This window comes from Muricoccus vinaceus, from assembly GCF_042433125.1.
Classification (GTDB): Bacteria; Pseudomonadota; Alphaproteobacteria; order Acetobacterales; family Acetobacteraceae; genus Roseomonas; species Roseomonas vinacea.
Genome location: NZ_JBHLVZ010000025.1, coordinates 53,583 through 74,138, shown reverse-complemented (window position 1 = coordinate 74,138; position 20,556 = coordinate 53,583). Strand labels below are relative to the sequence as shown.

At 70.9% G+C, this 20,556-nt stretch carries 18 protein-coding genes and 1 tRNA gene; 11 read left to right on the top strand and 8 right to left on the bottom strand.

Features of this window, described 5'->3' with window-relative positions; genetic code table 11:
• Positions 1–9: 9 nt before the first annotated feature.
• Together ACFFIC_RS11715 and ACFFIC_RS11710 are read left to right on the top strand one after the other, a co-directional pair.
• Positions 10–1,188, top strand: a complete 1,179-nt coding sequence (locus ACFFIC_RS11715) for an FAD-dependent monooxygenase (protein WP_377050444.1) — start codon at positions 10–12, stop codon at positions 1,186–1,188.
• A complete protein-coding gene (locus ACFFIC_RS11710) occupies positions 1,188–2,093 on the top strand; it encodes an alpha/beta fold hydrolase (RefSeq protein WP_377050442.1) in 906 nt (301 codons plus the stop codon). The genes ACFFIC_RS11715 and ACFFIC_RS11710 overlap by 1 nt, the downstream gene beginning before the upstream one ends.
• A 14-nt stretch (positions 2,094–2,107) precedes the next feature.
• On the opposite strand, the gene ACFFIC_RS11705 is transcribed toward ACFFIC_RS11710, so the two are convergent.
• Entirely contained in the window at positions 2,108–2,626 is a 519-nt protein-coding gene (locus ACFFIC_RS11705) for a VOC family protein (protein ID WP_377050440.1), read from the bottom strand.
• 176 nt (positions 2,627–2,802) lie between these two features.
• Here ACFFIC_RS11705 and ACFFIC_RS11700 point away from each other — a divergent pair, with 176 nt between their 5' ends.
• Entirely contained in the window at positions 2,803–4,086 is a 1,284-nt protein-coding gene (locus ACFFIC_RS11700; RefSeq protein ID WP_377050438.1) for a Gfo/Idh/MocA family protein, read from the top strand.
• A gap of 187 nt (positions 4,087–4,273) precedes the next feature.
• A complete protein-coding gene (locus ACFFIC_RS11695; protein ID WP_377050436.1) occupies positions 4,274–5,461 on the top strand; it encodes an MFS transporter in 1,188 nt (395 codons plus the stop codon).
• Positions 5,462–5,513: 52 nt separating this feature from the next.
• Here the strand turns inward: ACFFIC_RS11695 and rpoH are convergent, their stop codons facing one another.
• Both rpoH and ACFFIC_RS11685 read right to left on the bottom strand, forming a co-directional pair.
• Complete coding sequence (rpoH, locus tag ACFFIC_RS11690) at positions 5,514–6,398, bottom strand: RNA polymerase sigma factor RpoH (protein ID WP_408906651.1); 885 nt, start codon at positions 6,396–6,398, stop codon at positions 5,514–5,516.
• Between the two features lie 311 nt (positions 6,399–6,709).
• Positions 6,710–7,720, bottom strand: coding sequence for an RluA family pseudouridine synthase (locus ACFFIC_RS11685; RefSeq protein ID WP_377050432.1), 1,011 nt, complete (start codon positions 7,718–7,720; stop codon positions 6,710–6,712).
• Between ACFFIC_RS11685 and ACFFIC_RS11680 the strand changes: the two genes are divergently transcribed.
• The 3 genes from ACFFIC_RS11680 to ACFFIC_RS11670 all read left to right on the top strand — a co-directional run bounded on the left by ACFFIC_RS11680 (position 7,695) and on the right by ACFFIC_RS11670 (position 8,282).
• Positions 7,695–7,979 (top strand): DUF6476 family protein, encoded by a 285-nt coding sequence (locus ACFFIC_RS11680; RefSeq protein WP_377050430.1) that lies wholly within the window; start codon positions 7,695–7,697, stop codon positions 7,977–7,979. The genes ACFFIC_RS11685 and ACFFIC_RS11680 overlap by 26 nt on opposite strands.
• 4 nt (positions 7,980–7,983) lie before the next feature.
• Positions 7,984–8,163, top strand: coding sequence for a DUF2256 domain-containing protein (locus ACFFIC_RS11675; protein ID WP_377050428.1), 180 nt, complete (start codon positions 7,984–7,986; stop codon positions 8,161–8,163).
• A 43-nt stretch (positions 8,164–8,206) separates the two neighbouring features.
• Positions 8,207–8,282 (top strand) — tRNA-Glu (locus ACFFIC_RS11670).
• An 849-nt stretch (positions 8,283–9,131) separates the two neighbouring features.
• On the opposite strand, the gene ACFFIC_RS11665 is transcribed toward ACFFIC_RS11670, so the two are convergent.
• Complete coding sequence (locus ACFFIC_RS11665; protein WP_377050426.1) at positions 9,132–9,290, bottom strand: hypothetical protein; 159 nt, start codon at positions 9,288–9,290, stop codon at positions 9,132–9,134.
• 1,922 nt (positions 9,291–11,212) lie between these two features.
• Here ACFFIC_RS11665 and ACFFIC_RS11660 point away from each other — a divergent pair.
• Positions 11,213–12,163 (top strand): methyltransferase, encoded by a 951-nt coding sequence (locus ACFFIC_RS11660; protein ID WP_377050424.1) that lies wholly within the window; start codon positions 11,213–11,215, stop codon positions 12,161–12,163.
• 34 nt (positions 12,164–12,197) lie between these two features.
• Positions 12,198–13,094, top strand: coding sequence for an iron-containing redox enzyme family protein (locus ACFFIC_RS11655; RefSeq protein WP_377050422.1), 897 nt, complete (start codon positions 12,198–12,200; stop codon positions 13,092–13,094).
• Positions 13,095–13,336: 242 nt separating this feature from the next.
• Here the strand turns inward: ACFFIC_RS11655 and ACFFIC_RS11650 are convergent, their stop codons facing one another.
• The 4 genes from ACFFIC_RS11650 to ACFFIC_RS11635 form a co-directional block, all read right to left on the bottom strand.
• On the bottom strand, positions 13,337–14,362 hold the full coding sequence (locus tag ACFFIC_RS11650; RefSeq protein WP_377050420.1) for a Bug family tripartite tricarboxylate transporter substrate binding protein: 1,026 nt from the start codon (positions 14,360–14,362) through the stop codon (positions 13,337–13,339).
• 32 nt (positions 14,363–14,394) lie between these two features.
• The gene (locus tag ACFFIC_RS11645; protein ID WP_377050418.1) at positions 14,395–16,194 is read right to left on the bottom strand and encodes a thiamine pyrophosphate-binding protein; all 1,800 of its coding nucleotides are present in this window, start codon (positions 16,192–16,194) and stop codon (positions 14,395–14,397) included.
• Between the two features lie 129 nt (positions 16,195–16,323).
• On the bottom strand, positions 16,324–17,355 hold the full coding sequence (locus ACFFIC_RS11640) for a fumarylacetoacetate hydrolase family protein (RefSeq protein WP_377050416.1): 1,032 nt from the start codon (positions 17,353–17,355) through the stop codon (positions 16,324–16,326).
• A 91-nt stretch (positions 17,356–17,446) separates the two neighbouring features.
• The gene (locus tag ACFFIC_RS11635; protein WP_377050414.1) at positions 17,447–18,391 is read right to left on the bottom strand and encodes a LysR substrate-binding domain-containing protein; all 945 of its coding nucleotides are present in this window, start codon (positions 18,389–18,391) and stop codon (positions 17,447–17,449) included.
• A gap of 160 nt (positions 18,392–18,551) precedes the next feature.
• Between ACFFIC_RS11635 and ACFFIC_RS11630 the strand changes: the two genes are divergently transcribed.
• Both ACFFIC_RS11630 and ACFFIC_RS11625 read left to right on the top strand, forming a co-directional pair.
• Entirely contained in the window at positions 18,552–19,721 is a 1,170-nt protein-coding gene (locus ACFFIC_RS11630) for an FAD-dependent monooxygenase (RefSeq protein ID WP_377050412.1), read from the top strand.
• Positions 19,718–20,539 (top strand): alpha/beta fold hydrolase, encoded by an 822-nt coding sequence (locus ACFFIC_RS11625; protein WP_377050410.1) that lies wholly within the window; start codon positions 19,718–19,720, stop codon positions 20,537–20,539. Before ACFFIC_RS11630 ends, ACFFIC_RS11625 begins: the two co-directional genes overlap by 4 nt.
• Positions 20,540–20,556: the final 17 nt, after the last annotated feature.

Here is a 20,556-nt window from a genome sequence, read left to right as displayed (position 1 = left end):
GGGCCTGGCATGGAACGCATCGGGATCGTGGGCGGCGGGATCGGGGGCATGACCGCCGCCATCGCCCTGCGCCGCGCGGGGCACGAGGTGGTGGTGTTCGAGCAGGCCGCGCGCTTCGGGCGCGTGGGCGCCGACATCAACCTGACCCCCAACGCGGTGCGTGCGCTGGACGGCATCGGGATCGGCGCCGCGCTTCGCGAGCATGGTGCGCGGCCGAGCGCGCGGGTCAGCCGCACCTTCGACACGGGGGAGGAAACCTCGCGCCTGCCGATGTCGGACGAGGCGGAGGCGAAATACGGCGCGCCGCAGCTCACCCTGCACCGGGCGGACCTGCTTTCCGCGCTGGAGGCGGCCTTGCCAGCCGGATGCGTGCGGCTGGGGCGGCGCGTCGCCTCGGTCGGGGAGGCGGATGGGGAGGTGCGGATCGGCTTCGCCGATGGGAGCGCGGAGGCGGTGTCGGTGCTGGTCGGGGCCGACGGGATTCATTCCGCGGTGCGCGCGGCGCTGTTCGGGGCGGAGCGGCCGCGCTTCACGGGGGTGGTGGCCTATCGCGCGGTGGTCCCGCGGGCGGCGCTGGACCTGCCGCGCCTGGACCAGTTCACCAAGTGGTGGGGGCCGAACCCGCAGAGCCAGATCGTGACCTTTCCGATCAGCGCCGGGCGCGAGATCTTCATCTTCGCCACCGCCCCGCAGGACAGCTGGCGGGAGGAAAGCTGGACGCTGCCGGGAAGCGTGGAGGAGCTGCGCGCGGAGTATGCGGGTTACCACCCGGAGGCGCGGGCGCTGCTGGCGGCCTGCGACAGCGTGCTGAAGACGGCGCTGTATGAGCGCGATCCGCTGCCGTCCTGGTCGCGCGGGCGGGTGACGCTGCTCGGCGATGCCTGCCACCCGATGCTGCCCTTCATGGCACAGGGGGCGGGGCAGGCGGTGGAGGACGCGGTGGTGCTGGCGCGATGCCTCGGCGGGGTGCGGGAGGTGCCGGGCGCCCTGCGGCGGTACGAGGCGCTGCGCATGGGGCGGACGGCGGAGATCCAGGTGGGGTCGCGCGGCAACAACTGGCTGCGCGCGGGCGGCAACGCGGACTGGGTTTATGGCTACGATGCCTGGGGCGTGCCGCTGGACGCGTCGCCGCCGGTGCTGGCGCCGGAAACAGGATTGCCGCGCGGTGCGGCGGCGGATGTGGCGTGATGGCGGCGACGCGCTTCGCCGAGGCGGGGGTGCTGCGCGTCGCTTATGAGGAAAGCGGCGATCCCGGCGGCTGGCCGGCGGTGCTGCTGCACGGCTTCCCCTATGACGGCCGCGCCTATGACGCCGTGGCGCCCGTGCTGGCGGCCGAGGGCGCGCGGGTGATCGTGCCCTGGCTCCGGGGCTATGGCGAGACGCGCTTCCTTTCGCCGGATACGCTGCGCTCGGGGGAGCAGGCGGCGCTGGGGCGGGACCTGCTGCACCTGCTGGACGCGCTGGGGATCGGTCGGGCGGTGCTGGCCGGGTATGACTGGGGCGGGCGGGCGGCCTGCATCGCCTCGGCCCTCTGGCCGGAGCGGGTGGCGGGGCTGGTTTCGCAGAACGGCTACAACATCCAGGACATCGCCCGGTCGGGGGAACCGCTGCCGCCCGAGGACGAGCTGCGGCTCTGGTACCAGTATTACTTCCACAACGAACGGGGGCGGGCGGGGCTGGCGCGCGACAGGCGCGGGCTGTGCCGCTTGCTGTGGCGGCTCTGGTCGCCGGAATGGGGGTTCGACGAGGCGACCTTCGAGCGCACGGCCGCGAGCTTCGACAACCCGGATTTCGTGGAGGTGGTGATCCATTCCTACCGCCATCGCTTCGGGCTGGTGACGGGTGATCCGTCGCTGGAGGGGATCGAGGCGCGGCTGGCCGCGCACCCGGCCATCCCGGTGCCGGCGGTGACGCTGGACGGCGGCGCGGACGGGGTGCTGGCGGGGGGTGGCACGGCCGGGCACGCCCGGCGCTTCGCCGGCCCGCACGAGCACCGCGTCGTGCCCGGGGGCGGGCACAACCTTCCGCAGGAGAAGCCGGAGGCTTTCGCGGCGGCGGTGCTGGACGTGCGGGCCCTGGCGCGGGGCGGCTGAGCGCCGCCGCGCGATCAGGCCTGGGGCGCTTCGGCGAGAAGGTTCGCGAGGTCCAGCCGGCGGGTGAACATGTGGAGGGAGCCGTCGGGGTTGCGCGGCCAGTCCGCCTGCGGGCGGTCGCGGTAGAGTTCCACGCCGTTGCCATCGGGGTCGTGCAGGTAGATGGCCTCCGACACGCCGTGGTCCGAGGCGCCGTCCAGGCGGAGGCCCGCCTCCAGCACGGCGCGCACCGCGCGGGCAAGGGAAGCGCGGTCCGGGTAGAGCAGGGCGACGTGAAAGAGGCCGGTGGTGCCGGGGGCGGGGGGCGGGCCGCCCGCGCTGTCCCAGGTGTTGAGGGCGATGTGGTGGTGGTAGCCGCCCGCCGAAAGGAAGGCGGCGCCGGGGTAGCGCGTGGTTTCCTCCAGGCCGATCACGTCCCGCCAGAAGGCGAGGGAGCGGTCCAGGTTCGAGACCTTGAGGTGGGTGTGGCCGATCCTCAGGCCCGCGGGGGCGGTGACGGGCTGGCGTTGGGGAGCGGGGTTGGTGTCGGGCATGGGCGGGGTTCCTTTCCCTTCAATCTGGGTCATGCCCGCAAGCGGAGCCAATCCTGGCCGCGAATGGGCGGCATCGGCATGGCGTATCGGGCGGGCGCGGGACGGCGGTGCGCCCAGCGCAACGGCGGCGCCCGCCGCGGCGTTCTTCGGGCTCCCCTTTCACACCGGAGAACGAGATGGCCCAGGATACCGATGGGGCGAGCCGCCGCGGCCTGTTGCGCGCGGGCGGGCTGACGGCCGCGGGGCTGGCGCTGGGCGGGGCCGGCGCGCCCGGCTATCCCGCGCCGACCGAGACGGATCTGGGTGGCGTGGCCGAGGGACGCATCCGCTTTCCCAACTGGCGCGGCGAGGCCGACACGCCCTCCGGCCCGACGCCGAACCCGCTGCCACCCGGTGAGCGCATCGGCTACGCCATCATCGGCCTGGGCCGCATCAGCGTGGAGGAGGCGCTGCCGGCCTTCGGGGAAGCCAAGCAGTCCCGCCCCGTCGCGCTGGTCAGCGGCAGCCCGGAAAAGGCGCGGGAGGTGGCGCGGCGCTACGGCATTCCAGAAAGCGCGGTCCATTCCTACGAGGACATGGAGAAGCTGCGGGACAACCCCGATGTGAAGGCGGTCTATATCGGCCTGCCCAACGCGATGCACCGCGAATACACGGTGCGGGCCGCGGCGATCGGGAAGCACGTGCTCTGCGAGAAGCCGATGGCGGCCACCGTGGAGGAGGCGGCCGAGATGGTCGCGGCCTGCGAGCGCGCGCGGGTGAAGCTGATGATCGCCTATCGCTGCCAGTACGAGCCCTATAACCGCGAGGCCATCCGGATCGTGCGCAGCGGAGAACTGGGGAAGCTGCGCTCCATTCAGGCCGTGAACACGCAATCCCAGGGGCAGGTGGCGCAGTGGCGCTTCAACCACCGCCTGGCGGGCGGCGGGGCGCTGCCGGATATCGGGCTCTATTGCCTCAACGCCACCCGCTACCTAACGGGGGAGGAGCCGGTGGATGTCTTTGCCCGCACCTATTCCCCGCCGGGCGACCCCCGCTGGTCGGAGATCGAGGAAAGCGCGTCCTTCATGCTGCGCTATCCCTCGGGCGTGATCGCCAACTGCCTGACGCAGTATGATGCGTTCAACGACAAGTCGATGACGCTGCACTTCGAGCGGGGGACGGTGGAGATGCCGGATGCCTTCGCCTATCACGGGCAGCAGATGTACGTGTCCCAGCGCGCGGGCAGCCTGACGGCGCGGACGCAGCGGCGGATGGAGGCGAAGAACCAGTTCGCGCTGGAGATCGACCATTTCTCCGAATGCATCCGCACCGACCGGCGGCCGCATACGCCGGGCGAGGAAGGGCTGCAGGACCAGAAGCTGATGGTCACGATCTACCGCTCGGCGTCCGAGGGCCGGCCGGTGGAGATGCCGCAGCCGCCGGCGCCGACGCGGGGGCCGGATCCTTCCCAGGCTGGGTGAGGGGCGGGGCCGGGCTGGCAGAGGCGGCCGGGCCGCGGGCGCCCCTCGCCTTCGCGCCGGTGCCTTGCTTGACCCGTGCCTGGCCGGCAGGGAAAAGGGCGCCCGGAGCCAACCGGCCGCGCGGCGCCCTTGTTTCTGACCGCCGCTGGGGCGCCGCCGGGCCCGCACGGCCGCAACCGAGGCGCCCATGTCCCCTGCCGTTCCCGCACGCGCCCTGGCACCCTATCCCCTCATCGTTTTCGTGGCCTTCTTCGCCGTCGCCCTGCCGCTTCCCGTGCTGTCGCAGCACGTGCACGAGGGAATGGGGTTCAGCCTCTTCACCGCCGGCTGGGTGATCGGGCTGCAATCCCTGGGCACGATCCTGACGCGGCAATGGGCGGGGCGCATGACGGACCGCTCCGGCTCGAAGCGGGCGGTCCTGCTGGGGCTGCCGCTGGCGGGCGTGTCGGGGCTGGCCTGCTTCGTTTCCACCTTGATCGCCGATCCCGTGCCGGCGCTGGCCGTGCTGGTGTTCGGGCGGCTGGTGATGGGACCCGCCGAGAGCCTGGTGCTGACGGGGGCGATGACCTGGGCGATCGCGCGGCTCGGCGCGGCGCGAACGGGGCTGGTGATGACCTGGCAGGGGATCGCGATCTTCGCCGCTCTCGGGCTGGGGGCGCCCGCCGGGCTGTTCCTGATGCGGAGCTTCGGCTTCGCCGGCGTCGCGGCGGGGATGGGGGTGGCGACACTGGCCGGGCTTGCGGTGGTGCTGCCGCTGCGGGCCGTGGCGCCGCTGGCGCGCGGGGTGGGCGCCTCCTTCCTCGGGGTGCTCGGGCTGATCTGGCGGCAAGGGACGGTGCTGTGCCTGAGCGCGGCGCCACAGGCCCTGCTCGGCGCCTATGTCGCGCTGCACTTCGCCAGCCGCGGCTGGGAAGGCGCGGGCCTGACGCTGACAGGCTTCGGGGTGGGCGTGATCCTGGTGCGGCTGTTGTTCTCGCACATGCCGGACAAGGTGGGCGGGCGGCGCGTGGCGCTGGTTTCCCTCGCTGTGGAGGCGCTGGGACAGGGAATGCTCTGGCTGGCGCCCGGGCCGGTGCTGGCGGTGCTTGGGGCGACCCTGACAGGGGCGGGCGTGTCGCTGGTGTTTCCCGCGATGGGCGTGCAGGTGGTGCGGCGGGTGCCGGCGGCGAGCCGCGGCCTGGCGATCGGAAGCTTCTCCGCCTTCTTCGACGCGGCCCTCGGGCTGTCCGGGCCGCTGGGCGGGCTGATCGCAGTGGTGGCGGGCTATCCGGCGGTGTTCCTGGCCGGTGGGATCGCCTGCCTTGCGGGGGTGGCGCTGCTGCTGTCTGGCGGGGAGGAGGGCGACGAGAGGCCGGAAGCCCGGCCGGGCGCATGAAAAAGGGGCGGCGGATCGCTCCGCCGCCCCCTTCGGTTCGTCAGGCCGGTCGTCAGGTCACCGCGAGGCGGCGCTCGACGATCTGGGTCTTCATGTTCTTCTGCAGCTTCTCGAAGGCACGCACCTCGATCTGCCGCACCCGCTCGCGCGAGATGTTGTACTGCTGGGAGAGCTCCTCCAGCGTCGTCGGCTCGTCCTTGAGGCGGCGCTCGATCAGGATGTGGCGCTCGCGGTCGTTCAGGGTGCTGAGCGCACCATTGAGCAGGTCGCGGCGGTTGGACATGTCCTCGCGCTCGGCCAGCTCGCTTTCCTGGCTCTCGCCCTCGTCCACCAGCCAGTCCTGCCACTCACCCTCGCTGTCGGCGCGGATGGGGGAGTTGAGGCTGTTGTCCGGGCTGGCGAGGCGCCGGTTCATCGAGACGACGTCCTGCTCGGGCACCTGGAGCACGCGCGCGATCTTCTCGACCTGCTCGGGCTTCAGGTCGCCTTCCTCCAGCGCGGCCATCTGGCCCTTCAGCCGGCGCAGGTTGAAGAACAGCTTCTTCTGGGCCGCGGTGGTGCCCATCTTCACGAGCGACCAGGAGTGCAGGATGTATTCCTGGATGGCGGCGCGGATCCACCACATGGCGTAGGTGGCCAGGCGGAAGCCGCGGTCAGGGTCGAAGCGCTTCACCGCCTGCATCATGCCGACGTTGCCTTCGGAAATGAGCTCGCCGACGGGCAGGCCGTAACCGCGGTAACCCATCGCGATCTTCGCCACGAGGCGGAGATGCGAGGTGACGAGCTTGTGGGCCGCGCCTTCGTCCTGGCTGTCGCGCCAGCGCTTGGCGAGGTTCAGTTCCTCCTCCGGCGCCAGCATCGGAAACTTGCGGATCTCCTGCAGGTAGCGGGAGAGGTTGCCCTCGGGGGCGATAGGAATCATCGAAGTGGAAGCCATATAAGCAACTGCCTCCTGAACCAGCCGGGCTGCCCCCGGGGGTGGCGAGCACGCTAACGGCTGAGCGGTGGCCCGGGAGATCCAGGCCTTGCCTTCGCGCGCTGGGCCCTGAGCCCACCAAGAACGCCCGCCCGTCCCGATGTTTTCGCCCGATCGGACGAGGGAGAGGGGTTGTTTCGGGTGGAGCCCTTCTGAGGCACCCCGCTGCGGAAGCTGACAGGGTTGTAATCTAAGACCGGCCGGAATGCAAGCAAAACCGTACTGAAACGGTATTGTTACAGCGCGGGGTTCCGGCCTTGTTCTTCCTTCGATCAGGCCCTTTCCGGGGTGTCCAGCGCCGCGATCAGGGCAGCCATGTCCGGCGGGAGGGGAGATGAGAAGGAAAGGGGCTGGCCCGTGACCGGGTGGCGGAAGCCCAGGGACTGGGCGTGCAGCGCCTGTCGCGGAAAGGACAGCAGGGCATCGCGCGCGCCCTCCGGCAGCAGGCGGGCGGCACCGGGCGTGCGGCGGAGATAGACGGGATCGCCCACGATGGGGTGGCCCAGATGGGCCATGTGGACGCGGATCTGATGCGTGCGGCCGGTGGCGAGGCGGCAGCGGATCAGGGCACAGGCCGCGCCCCAGGCGCGTTCCGTCGCGTAGTGGGTCAGCGCGTGCTTGCCGCGGGCGACCACCGCCATGCGCTTGCGGTCCGCCGGATGGCGGCCGACCGGCGCCTCCACGCTGCCCGTCACGGGTGAGGGGGTGCCCCAGGTCAGGGCCAGGTAGCTCCGGTCCAGGTCGCGCTCGGCGAAGGCGGTGGACAGGGCGTGGTGGGCGGCCTCGGACTTGGCGACGACCATGACGCCGCTGGTGTCCTTGTCCAGGCGGTGGACGATGCCCGGGCGCTTCTCGCCGCCGATCCCTGAAAGCTCATCCCCGGCATGGGCGAGGATGGCGTTCACCAGCGTGCCGTCCGCGTGGCCGGGGGCGGGGTGGACGACGAGGCCGGCCGGCTTGTCCAGCACGATGAGATCGCGGTCCTCGTACAGGATGGAAAGGTTCATGGCCTGGGGCAGGGGGGTGGCGGTTTCCGGCGGGGGCACCGTCAGGGTGTAGACGGCTCCGGCGCGGAGCGATTCGGAGGGGTCGGTGGTGGTGGTGCCGTCGCGCGCGGCGTGCCCGCCCTCCACCAGCACCTTGACGCGGGAACGCGAGAGACCGCCCATGCCCGCGAAGGCCCTGTCCAGCCGTCCGCCCGCCTGTTCGGGGGTGGCGGTGAAGGAAAGGGGGCCGGTCACCGGGTCGGAGGGGTCTGTGCGCGCGCTCAAGGTGCTCGTCATTGGGATGGGGGTGCTGATCATCGCGGCCAGCGTCACGCTGGTTGTGCTGATCATCCAGCGCGCGGGCAAGGCCACGCCTTCGCTGCCGGTGGCGGCAGTGATGACGCTGGGCCAGCCCGCGGGCACGCGGATCGGGGGAATCGCGCCCGGGGCGGATGGGCGGGTGGCGGTCTGGGTGCAGCGGCCCGACGGGGAAAGGGTGGTGCTCCTGGACACGCGCAGCGGCCAGGCCGTGGGTGAGGTCCGGCTGGGGGAGTGAGGGCGTGGCGCACCGCAAGCCGAACCTGCCGGAGAAGGATTGCGCCGCCTGCGGACGCCCTTTCGCCTGGCGCAAGAAATGGGCGCGGGATTGGGAGGCGGTGCGCTTCTGCTCCGACGCGTGCCGGGAGGGGCGGCATCCCCTGTCGAAAAAGACCCTGAGAAAACCGCCCGACCCGGGTTGATCACCTCGGGGATGCCGGATAGAAGGCCGCTCCCGCAGGCCACGTCCCCATCGTCTAGAGGCCTAGGACACCGCCCTCTCACGGCGGTAACAGGGGTTCGAATCCCCTTGGGGACGCCAGCCGGCGTCGATTTCGCCGGCTAGTCGGCGGTCCGTCTGTTCTACTTCACAATGACTCCCACACCCTCCTGGGTTCAGGCGGGGAGTGGGCCGTGCTCGCCTGGGTGCAATGAACGTCATTCCTCACCACCTCCTCCCCCTGTCGTCTCCGCCCGAGGTCGTGGTCGAGCGTCGAGGCCTCGGCTCAGCTGGGTGGGGCTGGCGGATCACCAGGGATGACGAGACGATCCGGACGGGGCCGGGTGGCTTCCGCAGCGCGGAGGAGGCTTACGAAGCAGCCATGGCGGTACTCGGCCGTGGACCGCGCTCGCTTTAATCGTCCATCCTGTCCTGCAGCGGGTCGCAGCCCACCCTTTCGGGTGATGCGCCTTCGAACCCGATGACTGTTCTGCCGCAGCGCTCACAACGGGGCGAGCGCACCGCGTTGGGTCGGTCGTGAACCGCCCTTGTTCTCCGAGGTTGAGGTGAGCATGCTGGCCCGGCATCCGCCCGGAAAGCGGCCTGGCGCCTGATCCGGGAAGCGAAGCGGCTGACCGAGCCGGTGACGCGGACCACCGGAACACGCGGCCTGGGAACCGCTCCCGTTTGGTTCGTGCGCGCGGAGGAGGCATGCACCGGGCTGGGATAGGAAGCGTCACAACCATTCGCCGCCCAGTCGCGTGGATGCGCGGTTCTGCCTTACCGATGTGTGGTCTCGTGGCTCGCGTCAGGGGTGGCGCGAGCGATCCGCGGCACCCTGGCAATGACGCTCTCCGACCGGCGGTTCCCGATGATCTGCTCGATCGCGCTGCGCTGCGGAGAGGACGGGGCGCAGGTGCCTTACCGCCAAGGCCACAAGATGCTGGCGATCTACAGACCCCAGAACGGCAGGGCGAAGAGAATCCCGAAGAAGAGGCCTCTGAGTGGATTGCCCGTGAGATCCTCCTGCGTGGTCCACTCAGTTCGGACATCCTCCAGGATGGGAAAGCCCTGGGTGTTGCAGTGGAGGGTGTCCGCTTGTGATCTCATCCCAAGCCATCCTTTGGTTGTTCTTCTTCCATGTATTGCAACTATCGGTTTAGTTTAGGGCCAGTGAGTGAATCACTCAAGTTGCCGGCCTGGTACCCGACCAAGCCCCGCAGCCGAGCTTCGTTCATGGGCAAGCACTTCGTGAGGCAGATGCTGTTCCGGAGCGCGGCCCCAGCGGCTGTATCGCCGAAAAGCAGCGTTAACGCTGCTCCTTCCGGCCGCCGACCGCAAACCTTAAGAGACCGGCTGGAAGTGACATTCTTTGGATGGATCAGGGCTGCCTGTGCGGTCTGGATCGCATTGGAGCAGGGCTTGCTCTGCCTTCCGTGAAGGGCCGCAGGACGTGTGGTCCATAGGGGGCAGGGGCGGCTTCCCCGTTCTCACGAGTCACGTCGGCGGCTGGCACATGTCCGGGCGCTGGGGCCGCAGGTCGGTCCAGGATGAGGCGCAAGTTTGCCAGGGGATTGCTGCTGGTCCAGCCAGCGTATGGGGCCTCCGACGCGCTGGCCACTTCATGAACGATGCGCGCCTGCAGGGTTGCCGCCTCAGCCTCCTTGGCCGCGGTGCCATGCCTGACGGGGAGGGCAGCACCCGGAAAATTCGGGCAACAGGGGTGTGACGGAGTGGAAGCACACATCGCCACCCCGGCAGCGGGAGGGCAGGGCCGGCGAAGGCACCTGGGCAACCACGGACGGGTGGGACACTGACCGGCTGCTATCTCTGCCCTCTTCGGGACGATCCTGAAGGCCTGTGGACGTTCGCTATGATCCACTGGAGGGCATCGGCCTGCGCCACGGTGCGTTCGTGCCGCGATGCACCTGTTCGGTGGCCGCGCACCCGTCCACGAACCGGAAGGCTGTTGCCCCTATCCGCCGGCGTCCGGACCAGACTGGTCGTCTCGCTGGGCGCTATCGGCCCGGCGGGACGGCCCTGCCCTGGCGGTGTGAGGCTTGGGCTGTTCGCCGTGGCCTGTCTGTTCCACTGGGCTGACGCTGGTCCGGAGAATGAACCGACGTCACGCCCGCCTCGTCGATGAAGACCTAGAGGGCGTCATCCAGGAAGGTGGACCGGGATCCGGGCTGCCGGCCCCCGCGCATGTAGTGGCGCTCCGGCCGGTAGGTTGAGGCCGTGAGGAGGCGCCGGAGGAAGGAGAACAGTTCCCGGGAGAGCCGGGCGGGAACCTTGCGGGAGGCGTTCATGGCAGCCTGTACGGGATGATCACGTCGTCGTGATTTAGCCTGGGCACCGGTTGCTGATCAATGGAAAACTCACGCGATAGTGAAATAGGTTGGTCTGCCCGCAACCCCAACGTGAACAGGCGGCGGCGTGCTCATCCCCACTCTCCGGACCCGGGTCATGCCATGTGATGGGAGGCCAGACGCCTTCAGGCCGCCGGGCGGAGTCGTCTCCTCCTGCCTACCGGGGTCGCCCTGCACTGCGGTGCCCGCGCTGCTGCCGAGTTTGTAACGGCGCGAATGGTTGTCCTTCACCACCTCCGTGGCGCGTCGATGGGCGGCAACGAGGTCGGTGACGTGGACGTCGTTGCGAATGGCGGTGCCATCGGGCGTGTTGTAGCCACCGCCGGACGCCGTGAGCGCGGGGCCGAGGCCCAGGGGCGGCGTTGATGGCGCTGGCGATGAGTTGGATTTCCAAGGAACAGCCGGGGATCGCTGGGACCCGGCAAATATGCTGGTCGCGTGGGGCTGGGCGCGGGTGAGGCAACGGTTCCGGTGCACGAGGTCGGGAAGATCGCGTCGGTGCTGGCTCCGATGGGCGGGCGCATGGTGCATGTCGCTGGGCTGTTCGCGGGATGGGCCGGGCGATGAAGTGGGCATCGGGTTCGGGCGGGGCGCGCACCGGCCCGAGGGGCCACCCTTCCGGCCGGGTGGCAACCGTTCCTTCTGCTGGGCGTAACACGCTGCATGCCCGATCCCTCCCTGCCGCCCGCCGACCAGGCCCTGGTGACACTCGTCCGGTCCCTGGCCGAGCGCGGCTACGGCTTTGTCACCGCCACTCCCCTGAGTCATGCGCGCGTCAATGCCCGCCCCGGGAACGCAGAGGCGCGAAACCTGCGCGACGTCTTCGGCTGGAGCCGTCCTTTCCGGCCGAACCTGCTGCCGCCCCCCATGCTCGACCTCATGCGGGCAGGCGGCGTTCTCGCGGAAGCCGGGGGGATGCTGCGGAGCCTTCTGCGGGTGTCATCGCTGGAGGGGATGCTGTTTCTCCATTCTGCCTTCCCGACGGCCGAGGCGGATGCGGTGTTCTTCGGGCCGGATACCTACCGCTTCGCCAACGCCATCCTGGCGGAGCTTGAGCGCAGGCAGGCGCCCGTGCGGCGGGCGGTGGATATCGGCTGCGGCGCGGGGCCGGGGGGCATCCTGGTGGCCCGGGCGCGGCCGGACGCGGCGGTCGCGATGGTGGACATCAACGGCGCGGCGCTGCGCCTGGCCCGGGTGAACGCGGTGCTGGCCGGGGCATCGAACGCCGAGGCCCGGCACAGCGACCTGCTGAGTGGGGTGGAGGGAGAGTTCGACCTTGTGGTCGCCAACCCGCCCTATCTCGTTGATCCCGCCCAGCGCGCCTACCGGCACGGGGGCGGCGATCTCGGGGCGGGGCTGTCGCTCGCGATCCTGGATGCGGCGCTGGCGCGCCTGGCGCCGGGCGGGACGCTGGTTCTCTACACCGGTGCCGCTGTCGTGAAGGGCGAAGACCCCTTCCGCTCCGCCGCCGAGGAGCGACTTGCGGGCAGCGGCGCGCGCTGGCGCTACCGCGAGATGGATCCGGACGTCTTTGGCGAGGAACTGGAAACCCCGGCCTATGCCGGGGCCGACCGTATCGCTGCCGTGGTCCTGACGGTTAACAGGAGGGAGTGAGACTATGCCCGAAGGTGGGTTCACGGGCGCTGACATGGCGCGCTTCCCCGGCGAGGAGCAGTTGCAGCGCAGCCTGGCTGCGTTCAACGAGGAGCGCTTCACTCCGGGCCTGCCCTCGGCGGACTGGCACCGGGACGTGGATCGCGCGGCCGGTTGGCTGCATGAGGAAGGCGAGTTCCTGGAGGCGCGCCGTGCTGCCGTGGCCGGACGGGCGGCGGAGGCCCCGCGCGACGCCGATGGCTTCGTGGCCTGGTTCGAGGCGTTGGAACAGGGTGGGCCCGGACAGGATGACCCGCTTTTCCCCTGGCTGGCCGAGCGCGCCACCATGGCGGAGATGTGCTGGTTCCTGACGCAGGAGGTCGCGGGCGAGGCGGGCTTCGAGGACCTTTCGGCCCTGACCCAGGTGAAGCTGCCCACCCGGCCGAAGCTGGAGATCGCGCGCAACTACTGGGACGAGATGGGGCGCGGCAATCCCAAGGGCATGCATGGGCCGCTTCTGGAAACGCTCGCGCGACGGCTGGGGCTGGAGCCTCGCGTGGAAACCACCGTGTGGGAGTCGCTGGCGCTGGCCAACGTGATGGCGGGATTGGCGGCCAACCGGCGCTACGCCTACCAGTCCGTCGGCGCGCTGGGCGTGATCGAGCAGACGGCACCAGGGCGGGCCGCGCTAGTGGCGGCGGGGCTCAAGCGCCTCGGCGTTCCAACGGGGGACCGGCACTATTTCGATCTGCACGCGGTGCTGGACGTGAAGCACTCGGCGGCGTGGAACGCGGAGGCGATCCATCCCCTGGTGGCCGCCGATCCTTCGCTCGCGCCCGCGATCGCGGAGGGTGCGCTGATGCGGCTGGAATGCGGTGCGGCCTGCTTCGCACGGTACCGGCGGGAGCTGTGGGGCGGGGCCGGCGAGACCCACCGGTCGGGCCTGACATAGGAAAAAAATGGCGGCGCCCGAAAGCGCCGCCAAGTTGATTTGGGAGGAAACGTACAGGAGACCGGCAACCCGGAGGACCGGGTCGCCGCGTTCCGAAATATGCCTTCCACACGTCGATCACGCAAGAGTGAATTCACTTTTCGACGAAAAAGATAATTTTGATATTGACATTATTCTGAACTCGAATCTGAGCCTCAAGCTGAGGGTCGTGGCCCTGGGCTCCCTGCGGAATGGCTCCGCCCTTACTCGATCTTGATTTCCCGTTCCTTCAGCACCCGCGTCCAGAGCGCCACCTCCCGTGTCACGGTGTTCCGGAAGGGCGTGGCCTTCCCGTCGGGCACGGTGGCGCCGGCTTCTTCCAGGCGGCGGCGAAAGGCATCGCCCGCGCAGGCGGCGGCCAGGGCGGCCTGCATGCCCGAGAGAAGTTCGGGCGGCATGCCGCGCGGGGCCATCAGGCCGAACCAGGTTTGTTCGGCGAAGTCGATGCCCTGTTCGCGCGCGCTGCGGACCTCCGGCATGACGGGCACGCGGCCGCCCTCGGTGCCGACGGCCAGCGGCTTGAGCGCGCCGGCACGGATCTGGCCGGCCACGGTGGGATAGACCGGCAGCATCAGCTGCACCTGCCCGGCCACCAGATCGGTCGCGGCCTGAGCCATGCCGCGGTAGCTGACATGGTTCATCTGGATGCCGGTGGCGGCCTGCAGCAGCTCGGTTTGCAGGTGGGTGACGCTGCCGATGCCGTTGCTGCCGTAGAAGAGCTGCCCCGGGCGCGACTTCGCATAGGCCACGAAGCCCGGAAGGTCCGTCACCGGCAGGCTGGGGTTCACCAGCACGATGGGCGCGTATTGCGCCAGCAGCCAGACCGGCTCCAGGTCCCGCGCCAGGTTGAAACCGATGTCGCGTCCGGCGGCGGCGGCGATGGGCAGGGAGTTGTCCATCACCAGCAGCGTGGTGGCGTCCGGCGCCGCGCGGGCGGCGGCCTGCCAGCCGACGGCGCCGCTGCCACCCGTTCGGTTCTCCACCACGAAGGTGTTGCCGGTGATCTCCTGCAGGCGCTGGGCGAGGCTGCGGGCCAGGAAATCGGCCGTGCCGCCGGCGGCCAGCGTGACCACCAGCCGCACCGGCTTGTCGGCGGGCCAGGGCGTGGCGCCCGGCGCTGGCTGGGCCAGCCCTCGCCGCGGCAGCAGGGCGGGGGCGCCGAGCAGCCATGCCGCGGCGCGGCGGGTGATGCGGGGTCCTGCTCCACGCGGATGCTGTTGGTCAGGCATTCGCCTTCTTTCCTCCCTCTGATTCACGCGGCTTAGGTGTGCTTGGGCTCCCGCGTCAGCGCCGAGGCCATGGACGGCGCGTAGCCCGGGGCGACGCGGGCATCGACCAGGGCGGTGCCGCCGGCCTCCACATGCGCGATCGCGCGGGCCAGGGCGGCGTCGAGCGCGGCCTCGTCGGTGGCCGGGCCGATGCCGAGCAGGCCCAACCCTTCCGCCAGCCGGGCGAAATCGGGATCCGGGTCGGAGATGGCCTGGCCGACCCACTTGTTCTCCACGGGGCGGCCGCGCTCCTTCGCCACGCGCTCCTGGTGGACCTCGTCGTTGAAGAAGGAGCGGTTGTTGGAAACGATCACCAGCAGCGGCACGCGGTAATGGGCGGCGGTCCAGAGGGCGGACAGCCCCATCATGGTGTCGCCGTCGCCGAGCACCGCCACCGGCAGGCGCCCGGTGCCGCGCAGCGCCAGCGCCGCGCCAACCGCCATGCCGGGCCCGCTGCCGATGCCGCCGCCGCCGTCCTGGCCGAGATAGTCCAGCGGGTGGCGGAAGTGCCAGAGCGCGCCGTCCCACCCCAGCGGCACGCGGATCAAGGTGACCTCGCGCCCCGGTGTGCTGCGGCGAAGGGAGGCGGCGAGGCCCGCGATGGTCAGCCCGCCCTCGGACGGCGTGGCGGGGGGCTGCGGCCCGGCGGCGGCTGCCGGCGGCGGGCTGTCCCCGGGGAGCGCGGCGAGCAGGGCGGTGACGAACGGATCCGGCTCGTTGTCGAAGTAGAGGTCGGCCGGGGGCAGGCCGCCATGGTCGAAGCTCCAGCCGTTGTGGACGCGCTGGTCGGGGGAGACGAGCACGACCTGCGGGCCGCCTTCCTCCGCGCCGGCGGAGCGAAGGGTGCCGCCGAGGTCCACCCAGTCCAGCGCCAGGATCACGTCGGCCTCGCGCATCGCGGCCTGGAGGGAGGGGGAGGCGAAGGTGCCGGGGGCGCCGAGGTGCAGCGGATGATCCGTGGGGAAGCTGGCGGGGAGCTTGAGGTCGGTTCCCACCTTGGCCCTGAGGTGTTCGGCGAGCCGCAGGCGCTCCGCCCAGGTGGCTTCCGTGCGGCCGACGCGTCCCATCAGGATCAGGGGCCGCTTCGCACCGGACAGGAGTGCGACGGCGTTGGCCAGGAGGGCGGGATCGGGCGCCGCCGGTGGGGGGGCGCGGTAGCGGTTCGCGTCGGGCGGAGGCGGCAGGCTGTCCAGCGGCATTTCCTGCACGGCGGCGTCGATGTTGACGTAAACGGGGCCGCGCGGCGCGGTGGTCATGATCTGGTGGGCGCGCAGCAGCGCCTCCCGCGTGGCGGGAACAGAGGCGGGCTGGGCGTCCCATTTCACGTAGTTGCGGATCAGCGCGCCCTGGTCCTGGGCGGTGTGGATCCAGTCGATCCAGGGGCGGCGGCGGGCGGCGTCCACCGGGCCCGTTGCGCCGATCACCAGCACGGGCACGCGGTCGCACCAGGCGTTGAAGATGGCCATGGTGCCGTGCATGAGGCCGACATTGCTGTGCAGCGCCGCGGCGATGGGGCGCCCGCAGGCCTTGTAGTAGCCCTGGGCGAGGGAGACCGCGTGCTCCTCGTGCAGGCAGACCAGCATCTGCGGGGCGGTGTTGCCCAGGCGGTTCACCAGGCTGTCGTGCAGGCCGCGGTAGCTGGCACCGGGATTGAGCGCGATGAAGGGAATGTCCAGCGCGCGCAGCACGTCCGCGATGGCGTCGCTGCCCCAGGCGCGGTTGTCAGGGGCTCCGGACGGCTGGGGCCGGTCCATCGCTTCGGCCCGTCCGGGCCCCGGTTCGTCGCGCGGCATGCTCCGCCCTCCCGCTGTGTTTGCGGCACCCTAGGGTGGGAAGCGCCGGGATGGCCAGCGGCGGGGGCGATCCGGCGCCCTGGACGAGGGGTCGCCTCCTCCGGCGCGTGCCGGACGAGGCGGGGGCGGTCAGACCAGCGTCACCTCGAGGTCGCCGATCTTCTGGATGGAGGTCACCATGCGGTCGCCCGGCCTCAGCCAGATGCGCTTCTCCGGCGGGTAGCCGGCGATCACGCCCTCGCAGGTGCCGGTGAAGATGACGTCGCCGGGCTCCAGGGTGAAGTGCTTCGAGCAGTAGGCGATGATCTGGGCGCAGCTGAAGATCATGCGGCTGGTGTTGGTGTTCTGCCGGACCTCGCCGTTGAGGATGAGCTTCATGTCCAGGTTGTTCACGTCCACCTGGTCGGCGCTGACGAGCCAGGGCCCGAAGGGACCGGAGCCGTCCAGGGTCTTGCCCAGCATCCATTGCGTGGACTTGCGCTGCAGGTCGCGCGCGGTGAAGTCGTTGCCGCTGGCATAGCCGAAGACGTGGTCGAGGGCGCGCGCCTCGGGGATGTCGCGGCCGCCCTCGGCCATCACGAGCACCAGCTCGGCCTCGTAGTCCCACTGGCTGGCGGGTTCGCCGGCGACCTTGATGGTGCCGCCATGGTGGTTCAGGGTGGTGTTGTACTTGTTGAACAGGATGGGCTCGGGCGGCGGCGGGTTGCCGCCCTCGGCGGCGTGGGCCGCGTAGTTCAGGCCGACGCAGATGATCTTGGGCGGGTCGTCCAGGATGTTGCCGAAGCGGACGGAGGCCTCGGGAACCAGGTGTCCGGCCGGGATGCGGGCGCCGTTATCCGCCAGCAGGGCGCCGAGGGCGGCGACGTTGCCGCGGCCGAGGATCAGGTCGGTGGCGGTGACGGGCAGGCCCTGGCGGAGGCCGCGCTCGGCCGCCGCGACGTCCAGCACGCCCCGGGACGTTCGGATGCCGAGGCCGGGGCCGGCGGTGGTGACGATGGTGGTCACGTCGATGTTGCGCAGGCGCTGCCCCCTGGCGGCGGCCTGGGGCGTGGCGGGCGGTGGCGCCTGCGCGGTGGCGGTGCCCGCCGTGAGCGCGGCGCCCGCGCCGATGCCGGCCATTTTCATCAGCGCGCGGCGGTTCCCGCCATTCTGGCTGAGCATGTGTTGTCCTCCCGGGGATTGTGCCCCCGGGAAATGGAAGCGCCCGTGGCGCGGCGGATTCAAGCGGAGCTTGCGGCGGGATGGGGTTTCCTCAAGGAACTGGCTGCTCCGCGTTCCGCCCCGGCGGGGATGCGCGGCCCTCCGTCCCCGCCACGGCCATGGCGGCCTCCACGAAGTTGGCCACTGCCGGGGAGGGGTTGTCGCGGCGGTGGACGAGATTGAGCGGCAGGGGCGGCAGCGGCCCGGGCGCGAGGGGGCGGTAGACCACGGACTCGCGGTGCAGCACCTGCATGGAGGCCGGGACGATGGTGACGCCTCGCGCGGCCGCGACGAGGTTGATGGCGGCGATGATGCGCGACACCTCATCCACCACGCGCGGCCGGAAGCCCGCCCGCTGCAACCCGCCCAGAAGCGCGTCGTAGATGCCCGGACCGTCCGTCCGGCGGTAGAGCACGAAGGGCTCCCCGGCCAGGGCGGCGAGAGGCAGGTCGCCTTCGCCCGCCGCCAGCGGGTGCGCGCGGGGGAGTGCCGCCATCAGACCATCGCTGGCCAGCGTGTGGCTGGCCAGCGCCGCAGCGCCCGGCACGGGGATGCGCAGCAGGGCGACGTCGATGCGCCGCTGCTCCAGCGCGAGGAGAAGGGCATAGGTCTCGCTTTCCTCCACGGCGAAGCGGACCAGGGGGAAGCGTTCCCGGAAGCCGCGGATCAGGCGCGGGGCGAGGGGATGGAGGGAGGCGGATGAGGTGAAGCCGATGGCCACCTGGCCTTCCTCGCCCCTGTGGAAGCGGCGGACCTGCTCCACGGCCTCGCCCGCCTCCGCCAAGATGGCGCGGGCGCTGCGAAGAAACAGGCGCCCCGCCTCGTTCAGGGTCACGCGGCGCGGCTCGCGGTCGAACAGGGGCACGCCGATCTCCTCCTCCAGCGCGCGAAGCTGCTGGCTGAGGGGGGGCTGTTGCAGGCCGAGGCGATGGGCGGCGCGGGTGACGCTGCCTTCCTCGGCGATCGCGACGAAGTAGCGGAGGTGGCGAAGCTCCATGGGGCCTCCTTCCTCCTAGCATACCCGAAACCTACCGAAGTGGTAGGAAGGATATATTTTACATTGTTCTGACGAGGACTGAATCTGGTTGCGCGGATCAACCGCCGGCGGGCTCCACCGGGGGTGCCGCCACGGGCCGAACGGGCCGGAGAGGAACGTCATGGCACAGAACAAGCCTTCCATCGCCATCGTGGGCGCCGGGATGGGCGGCATGGCCGTCGCGGCGACGCTGCTGCAGGCCGGCTTCGACATCCAGGTCTATGAGCAGGCGTCGCGCTTCGGGCGGATCGGGGCGGGCATCCAGATGCTGCCCAATTCCATGAAGGTGCTGCGCGGCATCGGCGTGGAGGAGCGGCTGCGCCAGGTGGCCTTCATGCCGCATTCGCACCTCAACCGCGTGTGGGACACGGGCGAGGTGAAGCGCGAGCTTCCCATGCCGGAGGACCTCTACGGCGCGCCCTTCCTTTGCATGCACCGCGCGGACCTGCACGACGCCCTTTCCGCGGCCGTGCCGACGGAGCGCATCCAGCTCAACAAGAAGCTGGTGGGGCTGGACCAGGCGGGTGGGCCGGTGACGCTGCGCTTCGCCGATGGCACCACGGCGGAGGCCGATGCGGTGATCGGCGCGGATGGGGTGCACTCGATCGTGCGCGGCATCATCGTCGGGCCCGATGCGCCGATCCACCGCGGGCGCATCGCCTATCGCGCGGTGTTCGATTCCGCCCTGATGCCCTCGGGCATCACGCCGTCCCGCACGAAGTGGTGGGGGCCGGACCGGCACATCGTGATCTATTACACGCGCGCCGACCGCAGCGAGCTTTACTTCGTCACCAGCGTGCCGGAGGCGGCCGACTGGGTGACGCCGGAATCCTGGTCCGCCAAGGGCGACGTGCGGGAGTTGCGCCGGGCCTATGAGGGCTTCCACCCGGAGGTCCGCATGGTGCTCGACGCCTGCCCGGACTGCCACAAATGGGCCATCCTGGAGCGCGAGCCGCTGCCGAACTGGAGCCAGGGGCGCGTGGTGCTGCTGGGCGACGCCTGCCATCCCATGACCCCCTACATGGCGCAGGGGGCGGCGACCTCCATCGAGGATGCGGCGGTGCTGGCGCGCTGCCTACCCGACATGCGCGGCGCGGATATCGAGGGCGCCTTCCGACGCTACGAGGCGCATCGCAAGCCCCGCACGTCCCGGATCCAGGCGATCTCCAGCGCGAACACCTGGATGAGCGGCGGCAACGACGACACGAGCTGGCTTTACGGCTACGACGCCTGGAACGCGCCGCTGGACGAGCCGGCCGCGGGGGCGCTGCTGCCGGAGGCGGTGGCATGAGCGAGGGGACGGCCCGTGCGGCGGATGGCTGCGCCATCGCCTTCTCGCACCACCCCGCCCCGCGGGAAGGCGCGCCACGGCTGGCGCTGATCCATTCCCTCGCTCTGGACCGCAGCTTCTGGGATGGCGTGATCGCGGAACTGGGCGGCGAGGCGGAGATCCTCGCTTATGACTGCCGCGGCCACGGGCGCTCGGGGAAGCCAGGCGGACCCTACACCACCGAGCTTTTCGCCGGTGACCTGGCGGCGGTGCTCGACCATCTTGGCTGGGAGGCCGCGACGGTGGCCGGCTGCTCCATGGGCGGCTGCGTGGCCCAGGCCTTCGCCGCGCGGTACCCGGAGCGCGCCCTTTCGCTGGCCTTGATCGACACCACCGCCTGGTATGGGGAGAACGCGCCCTATGAGTGGCGCGAGCGCGCGGCCAAGGCGCGGGCGGAGGGGTTGCAGGGACTGGCGGCCTTCCAAACGACGCGCTGGTTCGGCGATGCCTTCCGCGCCGCGCGGCCGGAGGTGGTCGCGGCCACCACGGCGACCTTCCTGCGCAACGACCTCGGTTGCTACGCCGCCACCTGCGCCATGCTGGGCGATGCCGATCTTCGCGCGGGCCTTCCCACCCTGCGGATGCCCGTGGCCGTGGTGGTCGGGGAGGAGGATTACGCGACCACGCCGGAGATGGCGCGCGCGATCCACGAGGCCGTGCCGGGATCGACGCTGACGGTGCTGCCGGGCGCGCGGCACCTGACGCCGATCGAGGCGCCGGCCGCGATCACAGCCGAGATACGCCCCCTCCTGCGCTCAGGGCACGCGGCGGCTGCCTGACACCACGCGTGGCAAGC